This is a genomic window from Nitrospirota bacterium, from assembly GCA_037386965.1.
In the GTDB taxonomy this organism is placed as follows: Bacteria; Nitrospirota; Thermodesulfovibrionia; order Thermodesulfovibrionales; family JdFR-86; genus JARRLN01.
The window spans coordinates 1-19,728 of record JARRLN010000038.1; the positions used below are offsets into that span (position 1 = coordinate 1).

Sequence of the window (19,728 nt, forward strand, 5' to 3'; positions counted from 1 at the left end):
TTTCCCCTTCCCTCCTTGTCTGCCGCCATTTATTCTCCCTTTCGCTTCGAAATCAATTTTGAGACAGGTTCTAGGCCCCCTCTTAGGAAGACGGGGGGCGCCTATTCCCCCTCCTCCTCTCCCGCCAGGGCCTTTTTCAGGGCCGCGGCGGCCCTGCGGTTCATGCCGGGCACCCGGGCCAGCTCCTCCAGGGAGGCCTTCCGCATTGCCTCCATGTTTCCGAAATGCTTGAGGAGCTCGAGCCTCCGCTTCTTGCCAATGCCGGGGACCGTCTCCAGCGGAGAGGCCAGGGCGCGCCTGCCCCGGAGCTTCTTATGGAAGCTTATGGCGAAGCGGTGGACCTCGTCCCGGATTTTCACGAGCAGGAGGGACGAGGGGCTCCTGTCCTCCAGGTCCAGGGGCGGGCCGGGGGACGAGGGGAAGGCCCTGTCGGGCTTCTTGGCCACCGCAACCAGCACGGGGAGGGCCGGAAGGACCTCGGCCGCCCGGGAGGCCGCCTCCAGGTGCGCACGCCCGCCGTCTATCACCACCAGGTCGGGCGGGGGCTCCATGTCGTCCAGCACCCGCCTTACCGTCTCCTCAATCATGGCGTAGTCGTCCACCCCCTGGACCCCGTGAATCCTGAGATGCCTGTACCGGTCTTTCCAAAAGGAGCCGTCCTCCCAGTAGACGAAGGCCCCCACGGCCTCGGTGCCCGAGAGGTTGGAGACGTCGAAGGCCCCGATGGAGCGCGGCGGGGCGGAGAGCCCCAGGCGGCGGGCAAGCTCCTGAAGGGTGCTCTCCGGCCCCCTCCTGCTCCGCGCCGCGTGCCGGGCGTTCTTCTCCGCCAGGCGCAGGAGGGCCCGCTTCTTGCCCCGCCTGGGGACGCTCAGGGCGACCTTCCCTCCCCGCCGCTCCTTGAGCCAGGCCGACAGGGCCTCCGTGTCCTCGGGCAGCTCGGCCAGGACAAGCTCTGCGGGCGGCAGGACCTCCTTGGCCGCGTAGAAGTTCAGAAGAAAGTTGTGCAGAAGCTCCCCGCCGGCCATGCCGGCCACGTCCTTGAGCAGAAAGTCCTTGGCCCCCACCATGATGCCGTTTCGCACGAAGAAGACCTGCACCTGGGCGCCGTCCCCCTCGCGGACATACCCCACCACGTCCAGGTCCCCCAGCTCCGGTGATATGACCTTCTGGGTCTCCCATGCCCGCCTCAAGGCGTGCACCCGGTCCCTCAAACGGGCGGCCTCCTCGAAGCGAAGCTCCCCGGAGAGCTGCCGCATCCGTGCCTCCAGGGCCTCCAGAAGCTCCCGGTTTCTCCCCTTGAGGAAGAGTATCACCTCGTCCACCAGCTTCCGGTAGTCCTCGTGAGAAATCTTCCCCGCGCAGGGGGCCGGGCACTTGCCCATCTGGTGCTGGATGCAGGGGCGCATGGGCTTCTCCAGCCTGTAGCGGCAGGGACGGACGCCGAAGTTCCGCCTGATGACGCCCAGGGCCTCCCACATGCCCCCGGCGGGCACGTAGGGGCCGAAGTACAGGGCTCCGTCGCGGCTTACCCTGCGGACGACCTCCAGGCGGGGCCATTCCTCGTTAACGGTGATTTTGATGTAGGGATAGTTCTTGTCGTCCCGAAGGATGACGTTGAAGCGGGGCCTCATCTGCTTGATGAGGTTGGCCTCCAGGGCCAGGGCCTCCAGCTCCCCGTCGGTGACAAGCCAGGAGATGTCCTGCACCTGGCCCATCATGGCTCTCTTGCGATTGTCCAGGTCGGCGGACTTCTGGAAATAGGACTTCAGGCGCGCCCTGAGGTCCTTGGCCTTCCCCACGTAGAGGACCTTCTCCCGCGGCCCCTTCATGATGTAGACCCCGGGCTTCCGGGGCACGGTGGGGAGCTTCCGGCGGGGGTCGAGGCGAGTCTGTTCTTTTGGCGCCGTCCGGGGCATGTTTTTATTATAATGCCCCGTCCCGGCGGCGGGAAAGCGGTACGTGCCTACTCCTTGAGCCTCTCGACCGAGGCCCCCAGCCTCCGGAGCTTCTCCTCGATGCGCTCGTACCCCCTGTCCAGATGGTAGATGCGGTGGATGGTGGTGGCGCCCTCGGCGGCAAGGGCCGCCACCACCAGGGACGCACTGGCCCTGAGGTCGGTGGCCATGACGTCCGCCCCCCTCAGGGCCCTTACCCCCCGGACGGTGGCCGCGCCGGCCTCCTCGATTATGTCCGCCCCGAGGCGCCTGAGCTCCGCCACGTGCATGAAGCGGTTCTCGAAAATCCTCTCGTGGATGACGCTGGTGCCCTGGGCCACGGCCATGAGGGCCATGAACTGGGCCTGCATGTCGGTGGGGAAGCCCGGATAGGGCATCGTCCTCAGGTCCCGCGAGCGAAGACGAGAGGGACAGGAGACCCGAAGCCCCCCGTCCACCTCGGCTATCTCCACCCCGGTTTCCCTGAGCTTCAGGACGACGGCGTCCAGGTGGGAGGGCTCCACGCCCTTCAAGAGGACGTCTCCGCCCGTTATGGCGGCCGCCGTCATGAAGGTGCCACACTCGATGCGGTCGGCGATGACCTCGTCATCGAAGGGCCGGACCTCGTCCACCCCCTCGACCTCGATGACGCTCTCCCCCGCGCCTTTTACCCGGGCGCCCATGGCCGCCAGGGTCCGGCCCAGGTTGGCCACCTCGGGCTCCCGGGCGGCGTTCTCGATGATGGTGGTCCCCTTCGCCAGGGCCGCGGCCATGAGCAGGTTCTCCGTGCCCGTCACCGTGGGAACGTCAAGGTAGATGCGGGCGCCCCGGAGCCGCTTGGCCGAAGCCACCACGTACCCGGCCTCCAGCGCAACCCTGGCCCCCATCATCCGAAGCCCCATGATGTGCAGGTTGATGGGCCGAGCCCCTATGGCGCATCCCCCGGGCAGGGAGACCCTGGCCCTGCCGTATCTGGCCAGGAGGGGCCCCAGCACGAGGACCGAGGCGCGCATGGTCTTGACCAGGTCATAGGGCGCCTCGAAAGCGCTGACGCTCCCGGTGTCAAGGAGCATCTCCGCCCCCCTCTGCTCCACGCGGGCCCCGAGCTTCCGCAGAAGCGCCCCCGTGGTCCTGACGTCCATGAGCGCCGGCACCCGCCCGAGGCGGTTCACCCCGGGGGCCAGAAGGGAGGCGGCCATGAGGGGCAGGGCGGCGTTCTTCGCCCCGCTTATCTCGACCTCGCCCCTGAGGGGCCTGCCGCCCTCGACCCTGAGCTTATCCATCCGGGAATGCCAACCAGTTCCTCTCAGACATCATCGAAGCCCGAAGCGATGCTATCTCAAGGCCGGGGGCCAGCGTCGTCGTGTCAGCCTTTTCATGCACGGAGTAATAATACCACGCAGGGGAGTAAGGAGGGGATATCCCGGTGCGCCTCAGTCCCCGCCGCCCGTGCAGCCCTCGCCGCCCTTCCACTCCTCGTAGCCCCGCATGTAGTCGCTTGCCACGCGCTCGGGGTCCAGGGCCAGGCACCGGGCCAGGGACTTGACGTACCCCCTCAGGTAGACCGCCTCGGGAAGGGTTTCGTACCGGTTGCGCTCGATGTTCTTCAGATGGAACAGGCGGACCTTGGTCAGGGACTCTATGGTGCCCAGGTGCATGCCCAGGGCCTCGCGCACGCGCCTCAAGGCCTCGCCGTCGAAGCGCTCCACCGAGGCGACCAGCTCCTGCACCTTCCCGTCCATTTCAGCCGGAGGCGCTTCCCTCCCGGCGGCCCTCACGCGGGGCGCCCCCGAGAGGGCCGCATAGGCCGTCTCTATCTCCTCCAGAACCTTCCGCCGGTGCTCCTCCGGCACCTCGTCGGCCAGGGGGGCAGTGATGTAGGTGCCGTCCGTGTACAGGGACTTCAGATGAAGGTACGCCTCCCGTATGTCGGCCTGGGAGGCGTTGGGGGCAAGCTCCAGGACGTCGTAAAACCTTTCCCTCTCGGAGTCTTCCACGTCTAGACCTTTGCGAGTTCGACGTGACGCTCCCGAAGCAGGTTGCCGGCGAGATGCTCGATCTGCTTGGCGCAGTTCGAGCGGGGATAGGCCCGCATGAAGGGCACCCCGTTGTTGACGGAGCGCCACACGCCGTCCTCGTGCTCCACGTAGCCCACGAACTGGCAGGCGAGCCCCAGGTACTTCTTCAGGACGCTGCGCACCGAGGGCCCCACGTCCCTCTCCCGGTGCGTACGCACTTGGTTGAGGACGACGTTTATGGAGAAGTTCTCTATCTCGTCGCAAAAACCCAGGGGCAACTGCGGAGCCAGCGTCCGCACGTGCTCCATGAGCTGCCCCAGGGTGCTTATGTTGTGCTCGCTGCGGCTCGCCCATATCTCCCGCATCTGCTCCCTGAGCCCGTACTCCTTGAAGACGGACTTCATCTTCCGGAAATAGACGCTCTTGACGAACTGGTACATGTTCTCGATGGAGGTCACCTCCGGGACCACCACCACGACCATCCGGTGCGCCAGGAGAAAGGTGTCCAGGGTGTTCAGGTGGGTGCCGCTGCCCAGGTCTATGAGCACGTAATCCGCATCCAGCGCGTGGATGTGGCGGAAGAAGCGCTGCTTCTGCGAAAAGGTGACGCTGTTGGAGTCCACGGAGTGCAGGTCGCCGGTGATGAGCCCCATCGAGCCCAGGCCGCAGTCCACCACCAGGTCAGAAAGGGGCACCTTCGCCTCGAAGAAATCGGTGAGGCTGAGACGGGGCCGCTTCAGGCCCAGGAACGAATGCAGGTTGGCCCCCCCGAGGTCCGCGTCCACCAGGATGACGCGCTTTCCCTGCCCGGCCAGCACGGAGCCCATGGTGCTCGTCATGAAGCTCTTTCCGGTGCCGCCCTTGCCGCCGCCTATGGCCCAGATTTCACATCCCATGCCTTCCCCCGGTTATTTTACATCAAGAAGGTGCATACGCATCAAGCTTCACAGCGCCAGACCCTCGAAATCGCCGAAAAGAAAATAGACCTCCTCGAAAGGAGCCCTCAGTCTGAGCACGTAGGTAAGGATGGAATCGGGGTCCCCCGCCCGGAGGGCCGTGCCGCATGAGGCGAGGGCCCGCCGCACCCGCTGCATCCTCTCGGCCAGAAGCCCGGCCTTCTCCTCCGAAAAACCGTAAACCTCGGGGGTGAACTCCGCTCCCTCCGCCTGCTGCCAGTGCGCCTCCGCCTCCCCAAGAAGCTCGGCGAGCCTCCGGACGTCGCCCTCGGTAAGGTCCGCGGGGGCCTTCCCCCGCACCACGCCCATCATGGACTGGAGCACCTTGTGGAAGGCCACCAGACGGTCGGGGAAATACTGGACGCCCGCCCGCCGCCTCCCCTCATAGAGCGTCCCGCGCACCGCCTCCAGGGCCTGGTGGGCCAGCAGGGGCTCGTGCCTGTCGATGCGGGCGTCGGCCTGGAAAACCATGTCCCTGGCGCTCATCAGGGCCTCCTCCCAGGGGCCTCCCCGGGCCTCGTGCTCAAACAGTGGCCAATCAACCTTGAGGGTCTTGACGGCCATCACGGTCCGTTCGGTGAGCTGCCCCTCGGAGGTGAGGGCCAGGGCGGGAATGAGCACGCGGTCCACGCGGGCCATCTCCCTGAGGGCGTCCTGTTCCCGGCAGGCCACCAGGGCGAGAAGGACAAACAGCAAAGAAACATGCGCGAAGACGAATTTCACGTTCCCCCGTACGTGATTGCGAACCTCCCTACTATAACACTGAAGCGGGCTCTTTTGACAGAAAATTTGACAGAAAAAAAGAAAGCGGCCTCCTCCCGGGAAGGCCGCTTTCTGGCGTGTGAGATGCCCGCCCTCAGAGGAGCGGCACGATGAGCAGGGCGACGATGTTTATCACCTTGATCATGGGGTTGATGGCCGGCCCCGCGGTGTCCTTGTACGGGTCGCCCACGGTGTCGCCGGTGACGGCCGCCTTGTGGGCGTCGGAGCCCTTGCCGCCGAAGACGCCGTCCTCGATGTACTTCTTGGCGTTGTCCCAGGCGCCGCCGCCCGAGGTCATGGCGATGGCCTGGAACAGCCCCGTGACGATGCTGCCGATAAGCACGCCGCCCAGGGCCTCCCGCCCGATGAGCATGCCCACCAGGACAGGCACCACGACCGGCAGCAGGGCGGGAACGATCATCTGGCTGATGGCGCTCTTGGTGACGATATCCACGCACTTGCCGTACTCGGGACGGCCGGTGCCCTCCATGATGCCCTTGATCTCACGGAACTGGCGCCGCACCTCCTCCACGACGCCACCGGCGGCCTTCCCCACGGCCTCCATGAGAAGGGAGCCGAAATAATAGGGCAGGAGCCCGCCGATGAACAGGCCCGAGAGCACCTTGGGGTCCGAGAGGCGGAAGACAAGCTCCTCGCCCCCGAAGCTCCGGGAGTACTCGGCAAACAGCACCAGGGCGGCCAGGGCGGCCGAGCCGATGGCGTAGCCCTTGGTGACGGCCTTGGTGGTGTTGCCCACGGCGTCCAGCGGGTCGGTGATGTCACGTATCTCGTCGGGCAGCTCGGCCATCTCGGCGATGCCGCCGGCGTTATCGGTGATGGGGCCGTAGGAGTCGATGGCCACCACGATGCCCGTCATGGAGAGCATCGAGACCGCCGAAAGGGCGATGGCGAAGAGCCCCACCCCCGGGTCGCCCGAGAAGCCTCCCCCCGTGGAGTAGGCCCAGAGGATGGCCCCCACGATGGCGAGCACCGGAAGGCCCGTGGCCTTCATGCTCACCGCCAGGCCCGCGATGACGTTGGTGCCGTGGCCGGTCTGGCTGGCCGCGGCGATATGCTTGACCGGGCCGTACTTGGTGGAGGTGAAGTACTCCGTTATCATGACGATGAGGCCCGTGAGAATCAGGCCGATGACCGCCGTGGTGAACACCGCGCCCTGGGTGAAGACCTGCTCCACGCCGGGCCTGCCCAGGAACCAGCCGCCGACGAAGTAGAAGGCTATGGCCGACAGGCCGCCGGCGACGGCCAGGCCCTTGTACAGGGCGCCCATGATGTACTGGCTCTTGCCCAGCCGTACGAAGAACGTGCCGACGATGGAGGCGATGATGGAGACCCCGCCCAGAACCAGGGGAAACTCCACCCACGGGCTGCCCGCTCCGAAGACCGTCCTGGCCAGGAGCATGGCGGCCACCAGGGTGACCGTGTAGGTCTCGTAGAGGTCCGCGGCCATCCCGGCGCAGTCCCCCACGTTGTCCCCCACGTTGTCGGCGATGACGGCGGGGTTTCTGGGGTCGTCCTCGGGTATGCCGGCCTCCACCTTGCCCACCAGGTCCGCGCCCACGTCGGCCGCCTTGGTGTAGATGCCGCCGGCGATACGGGCGAAGACGCTCATCAGGGAGCAGCCGAAGCCCAGGCCCACCAGGGCATGGAAGGCCTCAGCGCCGGCCACGCCCTTGACGATGGAGTAGTACCCGGAGATGCCGATGATGCCCAGGCCCACCACCATGATGCCCGTGACCGACCCGCCCTTGAAGGCGACGGACAGGGCCTCCTGGATGCCCTTGTGGGCGGCCTGTGCCGTGCGCACGTTGGCCCGCACGGTGACCATCATGCCGATGTAGCCCGTCAGGGCGGAGCCCAGCGAGCCCACGATGAAGCCCACGGCCGTCCATACCCCGAGCTTGAAGACGATTATAAGAATGAAAATGACGATGCCGGCAAAGGCCACCGTCTTGTACTCGCGGGCCAGAAACGCCCGCGCCCCCTCGGCCACGGCGCCGGATATCTCCCGCATCCGCTCGCTGCCGGCATCCTGTTTCGACACCCACGCCGCGGTCCAGAGGGCGTAGATGACGCCCAATGCGCCGCAAATGAGGGCAAACACGATGATGGAACTCATTCAGTCCTCCTCCTCATAAAGGTTTCCAGCTTCTGGTTCACCCGTGTATAAGTGTGTGCTACCCGATGTCGCTTATGAAGTCCTTCAAGTAATGAACCTCGGCCTGCAGGTTGCTCACCTGGGCCTTGACCACGTCCCTGATGGAAAGGACGCTCACCAGACGCCCCCTGTCCAGGACGGGCAGGTGCCGCACCCCCCTCTGAATCATGATGGACATGGCGTAGTTGAGGTCGTCCTCCACCTCGGCCACCACCAGCTCCGTGGTCATGACGTCCCCGATGCGCGTGCCCAGAAAGTCCCCCCTCCGCACCCAGCACGTCAGGACGTCACGCTCCGTGAACATTCCCACCGTGCGGCCGTCCTCCATGATGAGGAGAGCACCGATGTTGCGATCCACCATCTTCCTGATGGCGTCGGCCACCGACGTTTCGCTGTCCACGGCGATGACCTCGAACCCCTTGCTCTTTATGAGGTCTTTGAGCTTCACGCGCCTACTTCCTTCCCGCCGTCCTGGCGTACACCATCGCCGTGGTGCGGTAGACCATGTGGGCCATCTTGGAGAAGGGCGCGTAGGCGAAAAGGAAGAAGACGGCCACCAGGTGTGTGAGATAGATGGGATAGGCCAGCCCGGCGATGTTGCCCAGCCGGGTCAGCTCCGACAGGGCGCCGGTCACCACGATGGTGGCCACCACGCCGATGAACAGCCAATCGTAGTAGCTCCCCATGCCCGCTTTCTCCGCCTTGTTGACCCTGTTTGCGATGACCAGGCCGACGCCCACCAGAAGGGCGATGGCGCTGAGGTTGGCCAGGACCTTCAGCGGGTCCGTCATCGGATAGGGGCTGTCCCAGCCGAGCCCGTAGAGGTAGATGAGAGCCCACGTCGTGGTGACGGCCAGGCCGATGAAGCTGAAGAGCACCAGCATGTGCGAGGTCGAGCGGGGCCGCGTGAGGTCGCACTTCCTGAACCTGCCGTGCCCCAATATCTCCCCTATCGTGGTTATCACGGAGCCCACCAGGCCGCCGGCGAGCTTCTCCCCCCGGGTCATGTCCTTCCAGTAACGGAGCACCCCGCCGACGAAGACCACCAGGGCGAACAGCGCGGCCAGGCCGAAGGTGATATCGATGGCCGGCACGGGGATGAAGTTCGAAAACACTATCCCCCCGTACTCGCCCCGCGGGATCTCCGAGAAGTTCAGGCTGCTGAACCCGCTGGCAATCAGCAGGAATATCACCACCGGCAGGGCCAGCAGAAGGACCAGATACTTGGGGTCGTTGACCATCCGGGCCAGGAAGCCGGGCCGGGAGTAGTGCTCCAGGCTCATCTTCCTGATGGCCCCCAGGACCTCGCCGGGCTTCGCCCCGCGGGGGCAGTAGGCCGTGCAGTCGCTGCAGTGGTGGCAGAGCCAGATGTCGGGGTTCCGGAAGAGGTCCTCCTTCAACCCCCACTGGGCCTGGATCATCTCCTTGCGGGGGAAGGGATTCTCCTCCGGCGTGACGTTGCAGACCACGGAGCAGGTGGCGCACTGGTAACACTTCTTCAGTGAGTCTCCTCCCGAGTTCACCACCGACTTGACAAACCTCAGGTCGGGTTTGATTACCTTCTCGCTCATCTATGTACCCTCCTCAATCGTGTACTCCTCGACGCCCCCCGCCTCAGAAGCCCTTGAAGGGGTTGGGGCCGAACTCGTCCTCGATCTTGCTGACGAAGCCGTTTACCATCCCCGGCAGCCGGTCGTAGTCGTCGATGGCCACCTGCAGCATCTGGCACCGCTCGGCCTCCAGCTGAAGCCTGTCCAGCGTCTCCTGCACCTTGCTGAACCGGTAGTCGGCCAGCTCGCTTCCCTTGACGAAGTGGCACTGGTAGTTCTCGCCGAACTTGCAGCCCAGAAGCAGAAGGCCGTCCACCCCGCGGCTGAAGGCGTCGGCCACCCAGACCAGGTTCGTAGAGCCCAGGCACCGCACCGGAATAAAACGCACCGCCGGGTGGAAGGTATTCCTCCGGAAGCTGGAGGTGTCCAGCGCCGGATAGGCGTCGTTCTCGCAGGCCAGGCAGATGATGCGCATGCCGTCCTCCGGGACCTCTATGGACTTCAGCATGGAGCCCACCATGTCCACGTGGTAGTCCTTGAAGGAGATGATCCTCTCGGGGCAGGCCCCCATGCAGGTGGCGCACCGCCGGCAGCGGTTTATCTTGAAGTACGGCGTTCCCTTCTCGTCCTCGTCGATGGCGCCGAAGGGGCACTCATCGGTGCAGCGCTTGCAGGAGGTGCACCGCTGCATGAGGGGGTCGGGGAAGGTGGCGTCCCAGCTCCTGGGGTGCACGGCGATTCCCGTGGAGACGTGCTCCAGGGCCTGGATGGACTTCAGCGCGGCCCCCGAGGCGTCCGCCATGGCGTCGGCCATGATCATGGGCTGCCGCACGCACCCGGCCGCATAGATGCCGGTGCGCCGGGTCTCGTACTGAAAGCAGATGAAGTTGCTGTCGGCAAAGCCGTAGGCGCCCTCCAGGGAGGGAATCTCCGGTCCCTGCCGGTACTGGAGGTTCAGGATGAACTCCGGCTTGGCGGTCTCCTGGATGTACTTGTTCTTGGCCTCGTCGCCCTTGCCCGCGGCCTGCGTCAGGCCGTCCAGGTACTCCTGGGGCCCCCGCGTGGAGGGCACCACGCCCACGGCCAGGACCACCATGTCGGCCTCCACCTGTATCTTCTCTCCAAGGAGGGTCTGGTCGGCGTTGACCAAGAGCTTCCCCCCCGGGGCCTCCGCGACGCCGGAGACCTCCGCCTTGGTGAGCATGACGCCCGGGTCGTTCTGCATGTTCTTGTAGAACAGCTCCGTCTGCCCGGGGGTCCTGATGTCCTTGTAAAAGATGAGGGCCGAGGCCTCCGGCAGCGCCTCGCGCACGTAGGCGGCCTGCTTGAGCGAGGTGCTGCAGCAGAAGGCCGAGCAGTACGGCAGGTGCTCGGGGTCGCGGCTTCCTGCGCACTGGATGAAGGCAACGCGCTCCGGCGCCCGCCCGTCGGAGGGCCGGGCTATCTTGCCGTTTTTGGCCATGTCCTCGAACTCGATGCTCGTCACCACGTTGGGGAGCCCGTAGCCCAGGTGGCCGAGCCTGGAGGCGTCGTAGGGCTTCCAGCCGGTGGCCACGATGAAGGCGCCCGCCTTCACCGTCTCGGTGCCCCCGTTTCTCCTGAGCGTGACGTCGAAGAGGCCCGGCTGCCCCTCGGTCTTCTCGATGGTGGCCGACGTGAAAACCTTTATCCGCTCGTTGGCCTCCACCTGCTTTATCTTCTCCCAGACGGGGCTTTCCGTGAGGGCGTCGAAGGGCAGGCTCCGCGGGACGGCCTTGTGCAGCCGGCCCGCCCAGCCGCCGAGCTTCTCCTCCTTTTCCACGAGCATCACCTCGTAGCCGGCCCCTGCCACGTCCAGGGCCGCGCTGAGCCCGGTGATGCCCCCGCCCACCACCATGACGGTCTTGGAGAGGTCCTCGAGCACGTTGGGCTCCGGCAGGTCGCCCTTGTTGGCCTTGACGATGCCCATGGTCACGTAGTCCGTGGCGATGCCCTGGGGGTGGTAGTGCTCGGGGGTCTCCTCGGTGGCGGGGGGCTGGCTCCAGGCGCACAGCTCCCTGATGTTGACCCGCTCGACGATGCTGTTGGGGAAATCGAACTCCTTGAACTTCACGCGCGGCGAGCAGGCCGCGACGACCATGGTGTTCACGCCGTTCTGCGCCATGTCGTCCTGGACGAGCTTTATCCCCTCCGGAGAGCACATGACGTCGGCGACCTTGAACTTCTCGGCCGCCGTCCGCGTGTTGCTGGCCGCCTCGGAGGCGAGCTTCTCGGCATCCACGACATCGCCGATGCCGCAGCCCTTGCATATATAGACTCCGATGTTTTTCTCCATCCTTTACCTCCTCACCAGAGTGTGAATGCTCTTGACGGCTGCCCCGGTGGCGTCCTGCACCGAGCGCTGCACGTCCAGGGGGGTGCGGGCGGTGCCCACCGGGACGACCCCCGGCCTCTGGGCATCCAGGGCGGCGAAGCCCTCCTCGACGTACGTCACGCCCGGCACCGTCGCGCGGGCCCCGGAGGGCTGCATGCCCGTGGCCAGCACCACCAGGTCAAAGGTCTTGGCGGACTTCTTCCCGGTGAGGGCGTCCTCCACGGTGACCTCCACGGCGTCTCCGGCGGCCTGCTTTATCTTGGCCACCTTCCCCTTGGTGAAGGCCACGCGGGGGTCCTCCTTGATGTTCCAGTAGAACTGCTCGTACCGCCCGGGGGTGCGGATGTCGATGTAGAAGACCTCCGCGGCAAACTCCTCGTACTGGTCCCTCAGGTAGGTGATCTGCTTGAGGGAGGCCATGCAGCAGATGTAGGAGCAGAAGCTCAGGTGGTTCTCGTCGCGGGAGCCCGCGCACTGGACGAAGGCCACGCGCTTGGGCTCCTTGCCGTCCGAGGGCCTCAGGATCTTGCCCCCGGTGGGCCCGTTGGCTGCCGCCAGGCGCTCCATCTGCATGTTGGTGATAAGGTTGTTGACCTTCCCGTACTGAAGGTTGTCCATCCGCTCGGCCTCGTATGGGTTCCACCCCGTGGCCACCACGACGGAGCCCACCTTGAGGTTCATGCTCTCGGGCTTCATGTCCAGGTCCACGGCGTCGTACTTGCAGGCATCCTTGCACGCCTGCGCGCAATCGCCCGTGCAGTGCTCCTTGTCGATGACATACCGGAAAGGAAACGCCTGGGCGAAGGGCAGATAGGCCGCCTTGCTCTTGTCCAGGCCGAAGTTGAAGTCGTTGGGCTTGTGCACCGGGCAGGCCTCGGCACAGGCGTCGCACCCCACGCAGCGCTCGTTGACGTAGCGGGGCTTCAGGGTGACCGTGACGTCGAAGTCTCCCTCGGTGCCGGAGATGCCAGAGACCTCGGCCATGGTGTAGACGTTTATCCGCGGGTTTTCCTTGAGGCGCCGGAAGTTCAGCTCCAGCCCGCAGACCGGCGGGCAGAGCTTCGGGAAGTATTTATAGAGCTGCGCCACCCGGCCCCCGAGGTAGGGGTTTCTCTCCACCAGGTGGACGTCGTACCCGGCCTCGGCTGACTCTAGCGCGGCCGTCAGTCCACTAATGCCTCCTCCTATGACAAGCACACTTTGCTCGGCCATTGAAACCTCCACGGTGATTGGGTTGAAGCGGGCTCCGGAACGCCGCGCGCTCGGCACCCGGCTGAACCCAACCTCACGGGAAAATGAAGATGGGCGGCACCCCGTCCTTCCCCCTCGCGGGGGGAAGGACGGGGCCTCCGCACCTCAGGCGCCGGCTAGTCCGAAACCATCTGGACGTAGTCTTTCTTGAAGGCGTTCCACTCGCCGGTCTTGGGGTCGTACTTGGAGTTGACGAAGCACTTCCAGTTCTGGTCGTCGATGGCCAAGTGGTCGCCCCTGTAGTAGTAGCCGGGGTACCGGGACTCCTCCCTGAAGAGGATGTGCTTGGCGTGGGCCTCGATGGACCAGATCCGGTGGTAGTTCTCCCAGGCCCGCATGAGCTCGTGCAGGTCCTTGGCACCGCTCTTGGCCGCGTCTTCCTTGAGCATCACCAGCTGCCTCAGGCCCTCCTCCAGCATGGTCTTGGAGGTCATGTACCACGTGGAAATGCCGCCGAAGTACTCGTCGCCGATCTTCTGGAGCCTGGCCTGGAGCATCTTGGGCTTGATGTAGTTGGGGTTGACGTCCGGAGCCGTCGAGTAGGCCTTGTACTTCTCGTAGACCTCGAACGGCAGGTAGAGCTCCCCGGCCAGCTCGTCGGCGCTCTGGGCCAGGGTCGGCTTGAAGTCCTTGTGGTCCATGACGTACTTGACAGCGCTCTTTGCGGCGATGCGGCCTTCGGCATGGGAGCCGCTGGAGAACTTGTGGCCGCTGGCCCCGCAGATGTCGCCCATCATGAACAGGCCGTCGACGGTGGACATCCTGTTGTAGCCCCACTTGTAGTGGTCGGGGGAGTTCAGGTCATCGGGGCCGCTCACCCAGAAGCCCGCGCAGCCGGCGTGGGAGCCGAGGAGGTAGGGCTCGGTGGGCATGATCTCCGAAGGCTTCTGGTCCGGCTCGATGTCCTGGCCGGCCCACACGCCCGCCTGGCCGATGCACATGTCGAGGAAGTCCTCCCATGCCTCGGCCTCCAGGTGCTTCATCTGCTTGGCGTCCATGGTCTTGGACAGCTCGGCCATGGCCTCGTCGGTCCGCATGAGGATGGGGCCCTTGCCGGCCCTCATGTCCATCATCATCATGTGGTTGCGGATGGCGGTGCCCAGCTTCTCGGCGTAGGGGCTGTAGAGCTTCTTGGTCTCCTCGAGGTTGGTGGCGCAGTAGTCCTCGCCGTAAGCGTTGGTGGCCTTCGCCTTGAAGAAGAGGAACCAGGCGCCCACCGGCCCGTAGCCGTCCTTGAACCGGGCGGGGACGAACCTGTTCTCCATCATGGTCAGCTCGGCGCCGACCTGTATGCCGGTGGCATAGCCGCTGCCGGAGTTCCACACCGGGTACCACGCCCGGCCCTGGCCCTCGGCCACGGACCTCGGCCGGAACACGTTGACCGCGCCGCCGCAGCCCGACAGAAGGGCATTGGTCCGGAAGATGTAAACCTTGTTCTCGCGGACGCTGAAGCCCACCGCGCCGGCGATGCGGTTGTCCTCCTTCTCATCCAGGAGGTACCTCACGATAAAGACCCTCTCGTAGATGTTGTCCATCCCGAGGGCCTTCTTGGCGGCCTCGGCCACGATGACCTTGTAGGACTCGCCGTTGATCATTATCTGCCACTTGCCGCTCCTGACCGGCTTGCCGCCGTCCTTGAGCTTCGGGCCGCCCTGGGCACCGTCCATGCTGTGGCCCTGGTCGTCCTTCTTCCAGATGGGCAGGCCCCATTCCTCGTAGTTCTCGACCGTGTCGTCAACGTGCCGGCCCAGGTCGTAGACCAGGTCCTCCCTGATGATGCCCATCAGGTCGCCCCGGACGTACCGGACGTAGTCGGCGGGGTCGTTCTCGCCCATGTAGGTGTTGATGGCGGAGAGCCCCTGGGCCACCGCTCCGGAGCGGTCCATGGCGGCCTTGTCCACCAGGGTTATCTTGATGTCGCCCTTGCCGGCCTTGCTGGCCGCCTGGGTCCAGCGGGTCGCCTCGAAGGCCGCCCCGCAGGCGCTCATGCCGCCGCCGACGATGAGGATGTCGGTGTCGACCTCGATGATCTGCGGCTTCTCGCAGTACGAGAATGTGCAGGCTTCTTTTTCCATGTGTATGGTCCTCCTTTCCTCCGTCCCTTTATATGGTCGGCATCTTCTTGCCTTCACCCTGATGGGTGAAGAACCCGGGCTTGTCGACATTCTCGATGTTGGCTTCGGGCTTGCCCGCATAGGGGTCCACGGAACCCTCCGGGGTGGTCCGGATGGGGAACTTGAACCTCTTGAGCTTCCCGTTGCGGAACTTGACGGTCCACATGACGGCGTCGGAGCCCCTCATGGGGATGACGTTGCCGCCCAGGGGAACGAAATCGGCGTAGCCCCTGACCTCGATGGCCTGCTGGGGGCAGATCTTCACGCAGTTGTAGCACTCCCAGCACTGTTCAGGCTCCTGATTGAACGCCTTCATCAGGTCCCGGTTGAGCGTCATCAGGTCGTTCGGACAAATGTACTGGCAGGCCGTCTTGTCCTGTGCCTTGCAGCCGTCACACTTTTCGGTTATGACAAAGCTCGGCATCTCCCTTTCCTCCTTCTGAAGTATTTTTTGGGTTAAAGGTTCTTACGGATAGCCGCATATCCTGTATCTGAATCCCTAAACGCCCTCGGAGTACTTGTGGGTCTTGATCTCCACCTTCTCGGTCAGACCGGCGTAGTACTCGCGGAGGATTTCGAGGACCTCGGGACGGGAGAAGTGGTCGGGGACGTCCTCTCCCTCGGAGAGCATCTTCCTCAGCTTGGTGCCCGAGAGGATGAGCCTGTCCTCCTTGCCGTGGGGGCAGGTCTTCATGGAGGCCATGCCGTCGCACTTCTTGCAGTAGAAGGTCCAGTCTATCTTCAGCGGCTTGGTCTCCAGGGCGTCCTCCGGTATCTCGTCGAATATCTTGTGGGCGTCAAACGGGCCGTAGTAATCGCCCACGCCCGCGTGGTCGCGGCCCACGATGAGGTGGCTGCAGCCGTAGTTCTGCCTGAACACGGCGTGCAGGAGCGCCTCCCTCGGGCCGGCGTACCGCATGTCAAGCGGGTAGCCGCCCACGGTGATGGTGTCCTTGACGTAGTACTTGTCGATGAGCACGTCGATGGCCCGCTGCCTGGTGTCCGCCGGGACGTCGCCGGGCTTCAGTTTGCCCAGCAGCATGTGGACGAACACGCCGTCGCAGGTCTCGATGGCTATCTTGGTGAGGTACTCGTGGGAGCGGTGCATGGGGTTGCGCGTCTGGAAGGCGGCCACCGTGGACCAGCCCTTCTCCTCGAATATCTTCCGGCTCTCGACGGGCCGCAGATAGATGATGGGGTAGTCCTGGGGGAAGCTCGCCTCGCTCAGGACCTTCACCGGGCCGGCCAGGTTGATGTCGGCCTGCTTCATGACCATGGCCACCCCGGGGTGCTCCATGTCGGCGGTCTTGTAGACCTGCGTGCACTCGTGCTCCTTGTCTATCTTGTACTTCTCGGTCACCTTCATGGTGGCCATGACCTCTCCGGTCTCCTCGGAGACAAGGGCCACCTCCTCGCCGTCCTTGATGCTGTCGGCCTGCCCCTGCGTGGTGGAAACCGTGATGGGGATGGGCCAGAAGGTGCCGTCGGCCATCGTGTACCGGTCGCAGACGCCCTTCCAGTCGTCGTGGCCCATGAAGCCCGTGAGGGGGGTGAACCCCCCGATGCCCAGCATGATGAGGTCGCCCGCCTCCCGGGAGGATATCCTCACCTGGGTCAGGGACTTCGCCCGCTCGCGCTCCTCCTTGAGCTCTCCCCCGCTCAGGAGAAGCGGTTTGAGTTTCTTCTCTTTGCCGTGTGGATTTACCAGTGCCATGCTTGCCTCCTTGCGCTATGATCCGTTATCCGACGGCGGCGGTCATCCGCTCGAAAATCTCCTCGATGCTGCCCGTGCCGTCCACCGACTTGAGGATGCCCTTGTCCTTGTAATACTCCGCAAGGGGGGCCGTCTGGGCCTCGTAGACCTCGAGGCGCTTGCGGATGGTCTCTTCCCTGTCATCGTCCCGCTGGAAGAGCTCTCCGCCGCAGTTGTCGCAGACCCCTTCCTTCCGGGGCGGATTGAAATAGACGTTGTACATCTGGCCGCACTGCTTGCACGTGCGCCTTCCGGTGAGCCGCTTCATGAGGTCTCCGCTGGGAACGTCCACGCTGATGGCCCCGTCCAGGGGCATGCCCATCCCCCCGAGCATCTCGTCCAGGGCCTTCGCCTGGGCCGTGTTGCGCGGGAAGCCGTCCAGGATGAACCCCTCCCGGGCGTCGGGCTGGTCGAGCCGCTCCTTGACCATGCCCAGCACCACGGAGTCCGGCACCAGCTCGCCCTTGTCCATGTAGGCCTTGGCCTCCTTGCCCAGCGACGTGCCGTCGGCCACCGCCTTTCTGAGGAGGTCGCCGGTGGAAATCTGCGGAATTCCGTATTTTTCTATGAGCTTCTTTGCCTGGGTGCCTTTGCCTGCACCGGGTGCCCCTAAAAGAACAAGCCTCATCAAAGTACCCCCTTCTCTGTGTTTAGGCTGCTCTGTGTTATGGAAGGATATGAAAAAAACGCGCACGTACGGCGCACTATCCATTCAGAGATTACATAGTAGAAATTCGGTCCACCTTTTTTCAAGGCAAAAATTAAAATTGGTGCATTAAATTTTCTTATATTTCCGGCTGGAGCACCGGGCGCCCTACGTTTTCTCCTCCAGGTGCTCCCTCAGGAGGGCCAGGGCGCGCCCCCGGTGGCTCATGGCGTCCTTTTCCGCCGGGCCCATCTGGGCGAAGGTCCGCCTCTCCCCCCGGGGGATGAACAAGGGGTCGTACCCGAAGCCGCTCTCGCCGGCCGGGGCGCGGGCGATTCTGCCCTCCACCGAGCCCTCGAAGGTGCGGGCCCGGCCGTCGGGAGAGGCCAGGGCCAGGACACAGAGGAAGCGGGCGCCCCGCTCCTCCTCCAGGGTCTCGGCCAGCTCCCTGAGAAGTTTGGCGTTGTTGTCCCTGTCGGAAGCCCCCTGGCCGGCATAGCGGGCGGAGCGCACCCCGGGAGCGCCGCCCAGGGCATAGACCTCCAGGCCCGAGTCGTCGGCCAGGGCGTCCCGGGCGGTGGCCCGGGCCACCGCCCGGGCCTTCTTGAGGGCGTTGCCCCTGAAGCTTTCCTGGTCCTCCTGCACCTCCGGCACGCCGGGGAACTCCTCGAGGCTCAGAAGGCGGACCGCCAGGCCCCGGAGGATGCGGGAGACCTCCTCGAGCTTCCTTCTGTTACGGGTGGCAAGGACGATTTCCCGCATGAGGCCTCTACCATACACGAGCCCTCCCGTGCCCGTCAACGCCTTCTCCGCCTGCGGCGGGCAAGGTGTAATCCCTTGAGAATAAAGGCTTTCGGAGCGACGCCACGGTGAGCGTTACCGCCCGGAATCATTGAAAAGATGCAATACCCAATGTTATGATGTCGGATGGTCAGGAGAGCCAGCCTCTTGTTGAGGGTTGTTGCCAAGAGCATAGACTTCGTGATGATCCTCGCCGCAATGGAGGCCCTGCCACGGGCGGGATGGCTGGCGGGGCTGGGGTATCTGCTCATCAGCGACGGGCTGTCCGAGGGAAAGAGCGTGGGGAAGCGGCTCACCGGGCTCCGGGTCCTGAGCCACTCCGGCGGTCCGTGCACCATCAGGGATTCCATCCTCCGCAACTGCACCCTCGGTGCGGGCGTTCTCCTGGTCAAGGTGCCTTTTGTTGGCTGGATATTCCTCGTGGGCGTCATCGTCCTGGAGTTCATCATCCTGCTTGGCAGCAGGGACGGCGCGCGCCTCGGGGACGAAATCGCGAGAACCTCGGTGGTGGAGACCACCGAGGCCGTACAGGAGAGCTGAATGTTTCCCTTCAACATCTTTGGATGGTTTTCCAACGACCTGGCGATAGACCTGGGGACCGCAAACACTCTGGTGTACGTGAGGGGAAAGGGCATCGTCTGTAACGAGCCCTCGGTGGTGGTCTTGAGGCGGGACAACAAAAAGCCCGTGGCCGTGGGCATGGAGGCCAAGAAGATGCTGGGGAAGACCCCGGCCAGCATCATGGCCATCCGCCCGATGAAAGACGGGGTCATCGCCGATTTCGACGCCACCGGCGAGATGCTCAAGTACTTCATCAAGAAGGTCCACAACCGCAGGAGCTTCGTGGCCCCGCGGGTCATCGTGGGCGTGCCCACCACCATCACCCAGGTGGAGCAGCGGGCGGTGAAGGACGCCGCCCAGGCCTCCGGCGCCCGGGAGGTCTATCTCATCGAGGAGCCTATGGCCGCCGCCGTGGGCGTGGGACTGCCCGTGGGGGAGCCCTCCGGCAGCATGATCGTGGACATCGGGGGCGGCACCACGGACATCGCCGTCATCTCCCTGGAGGGCATCGTGTACAGCCGCGCGGCCCGGGTGGGCGGGGACAAGATGGACGAGACCATCATGGCCCACATCAAGAGGAAATACAACCTCATGATAGGCGACAGGACGGCCGAACAGATAAAGATAGAGCTGGGCTCCGCCGCCCCGGCCCCCGGGGCGAGCGGCACCCCCCGGAGCATGGACATCAAGGGCCGCGACCTGGTCTCCGGCATCCCCAAGACCATCACCATCGACGAGGACGAGGTCCGGGACGCCCTCTCCGAGCCGGTCAACATCATCCTGGACACCATCCGCGTCGCCCTGGAGAACACCCCGCCGGAGCTGGCCGCCGACATCGTGGACAGGGGCGTCG

General features: G+C 64.8%; 17 protein-coding genes. 2 read left to right on the forward strand and 15 right to left on the reverse strand.

Features of this window, described 5'->3' with window-relative positions; translation table 11 throughout:
* Positions 1–101: 101 nt before the first annotated feature.
* From uvrC to P8Y39_07190, 15 genes are all read right to left on the reverse strand, one after another.
* Positions 102–1,916, reverse strand: coding sequence for an excinuclease ABC subunit UvrC (gene uvrC, locus P8Y39_07120; protein ID MEJ2192110.1), 1,815 nt, complete (start codon positions 1,914–1,916; stop codon positions 102–104).
* 47 nt (positions 1,917–1,963) lie between these two features.
* Positions 1,964–3,217, reverse strand: coding sequence for a UDP-N-acetylglucosamine 1-carboxyvinyltransferase (murA, locus tag P8Y39_07125; protein MEJ2192111.1), 1,254 nt, complete (start codon positions 3,215–3,217; stop codon positions 1,964–1,966).
* Between the two features lie 150 nt (positions 3,218–3,367).
* Positions 3,368–3,931 carry a helix-turn-helix domain-containing protein gene (locus tag P8Y39_07130; GenBank protein ID MEJ2192112.1) on the reverse strand — a complete coding sequence of 188 codons (564 nt, stop codon included), beginning with the start codon at positions 3,929–3,931 and terminating at the stop codon, positions 3,368–3,370.
* 2 nt (positions 3,932–3,933) lie between these two features.
* Positions 3,934–4,848, reverse strand: coding sequence for a P-loop NTPase (locus P8Y39_07135; protein MEJ2192113.1), 915 nt, complete (start codon positions 4,846–4,848; stop codon positions 3,934–3,936).
* A 48-nt stretch (positions 4,849–4,896) separates the two neighbouring features.
* Entirely contained in the window at positions 4,897–5,631 is a 735-nt protein-coding gene (locus P8Y39_07140) for a hypothetical protein (GenBank protein MEJ2192114.1), read from the reverse strand.
* 133 nt (positions 5,632–5,764) lie between these two features.
* On the reverse strand, positions 5,765–7,807 hold the full coding sequence (locus P8Y39_07145) for a sodium-translocating pyrophosphatase (GenBank protein MEJ2192115.1): 2,043 nt from the start codon (positions 7,805–7,807) through the stop codon (positions 5,765–5,767).
* Positions 7,808–7,865: 58 nt separating this feature from the next.
* On the reverse strand, positions 7,866–8,294 hold the full coding sequence (locus P8Y39_07150) for a CBS domain-containing protein (protein ID MEJ2192116.1): 429 nt from the start codon (positions 8,292–8,294) through the stop codon (positions 7,866–7,868).
* 4 nt (positions 8,295–8,298) lie between these two features.
* Positions 8,299–9,417, reverse strand: a complete 1,119-nt coding sequence (gene qmoC, locus P8Y39_07155) for a quinone-interacting membrane-bound oxidoreductase complex subunit QmoC (GenBank protein ID MEJ2192117.1) — start codon at positions 9,415–9,417, stop codon at positions 8,299–8,301.
* Between the two features lie 43 nt (positions 9,418–9,460).
* A complete protein-coding gene (locus tag P8Y39_07160; GenBank protein ID MEJ2192118.1) occupies positions 9,461–11,710 on the reverse strand; it encodes an FAD-dependent oxidoreductase in 2,250 nt (749 codons plus the stop codon).
* Between the two features lie 3 nt (positions 11,711–11,713).
* On the reverse strand, positions 11,714–12,961 hold the full coding sequence (locus tag P8Y39_07165; GenBank protein MEJ2192119.1) for a CoB--CoM heterodisulfide reductase iron-sulfur subunit A family protein: 1,248 nt from the start codon (positions 12,959–12,961) through the stop codon (positions 11,714–11,716).
* Between the two features lie 155 nt (positions 12,962–13,116).
* Positions 13,117–15,075, reverse strand: a complete 1,959-nt coding sequence (aprA, locus tag P8Y39_07170; GenBank protein ID MEJ2192120.1) for an adenylyl-sulfate reductase subunit alpha — start codon at positions 15,073–15,075, stop codon at positions 13,117–13,119.
* 28 nt (positions 15,076–15,103) lie between these two features.
* Positions 15,104–15,538, reverse strand: coding sequence for an adenylyl-sulfate reductase subunit beta (aprB, locus tag P8Y39_07175; GenBank protein ID MEJ2192121.1), 435 nt, complete (start codon positions 15,536–15,538; stop codon positions 15,104–15,106).
* A gap of 75 nt (positions 15,539–15,613) precedes the next feature.
* On the reverse strand, positions 15,614–16,828 hold the full coding sequence (gene sat, locus P8Y39_07180) for a sulfate adenylyltransferase (GenBank protein ID MEJ2192122.1): 1,215 nt from the start codon (positions 16,826–16,828) through the stop codon (positions 15,614–15,616).
* A 25-nt stretch (positions 16,829–16,853) separates the two neighbouring features.
* Positions 16,854–17,495: an adenylate kinase gene (locus P8Y39_07185; GenBank protein ID MEJ2192123.1), complete on the reverse strand. Its 642-nt coding sequence runs from the start codon at positions 17,493–17,495 to the stop codon at positions 16,854–16,856.
* Between the two features lie 186 nt (positions 17,496–17,681).
* On the reverse strand, positions 17,682–18,275 hold the full coding sequence (locus P8Y39_07190; GenBank protein MEJ2192124.1) for an XTP/dITP diphosphatase: 594 nt from the start codon (positions 18,273–18,275) through the stop codon (positions 17,682–17,684).
* 165 nt (positions 18,276–18,440) lie between these two features.
* Between P8Y39_07190 and P8Y39_07195 the strand changes: the two genes are divergently transcribed.
* Positions 18,441–18,854: an RDD family protein gene (locus tag P8Y39_07195; GenBank protein ID MEJ2192125.1), complete on the forward strand. Its 414-nt coding sequence runs from the start codon at positions 18,441–18,443 to the stop codon at positions 18,852–18,854.
* A partial coding sequence (locus tag P8Y39_07200) for a rod shape-determining protein (GenBank protein ID MEJ2192126.1) occupies positions 18,855–19,728 on the forward strand: 874 nt, incomplete at its 3' end.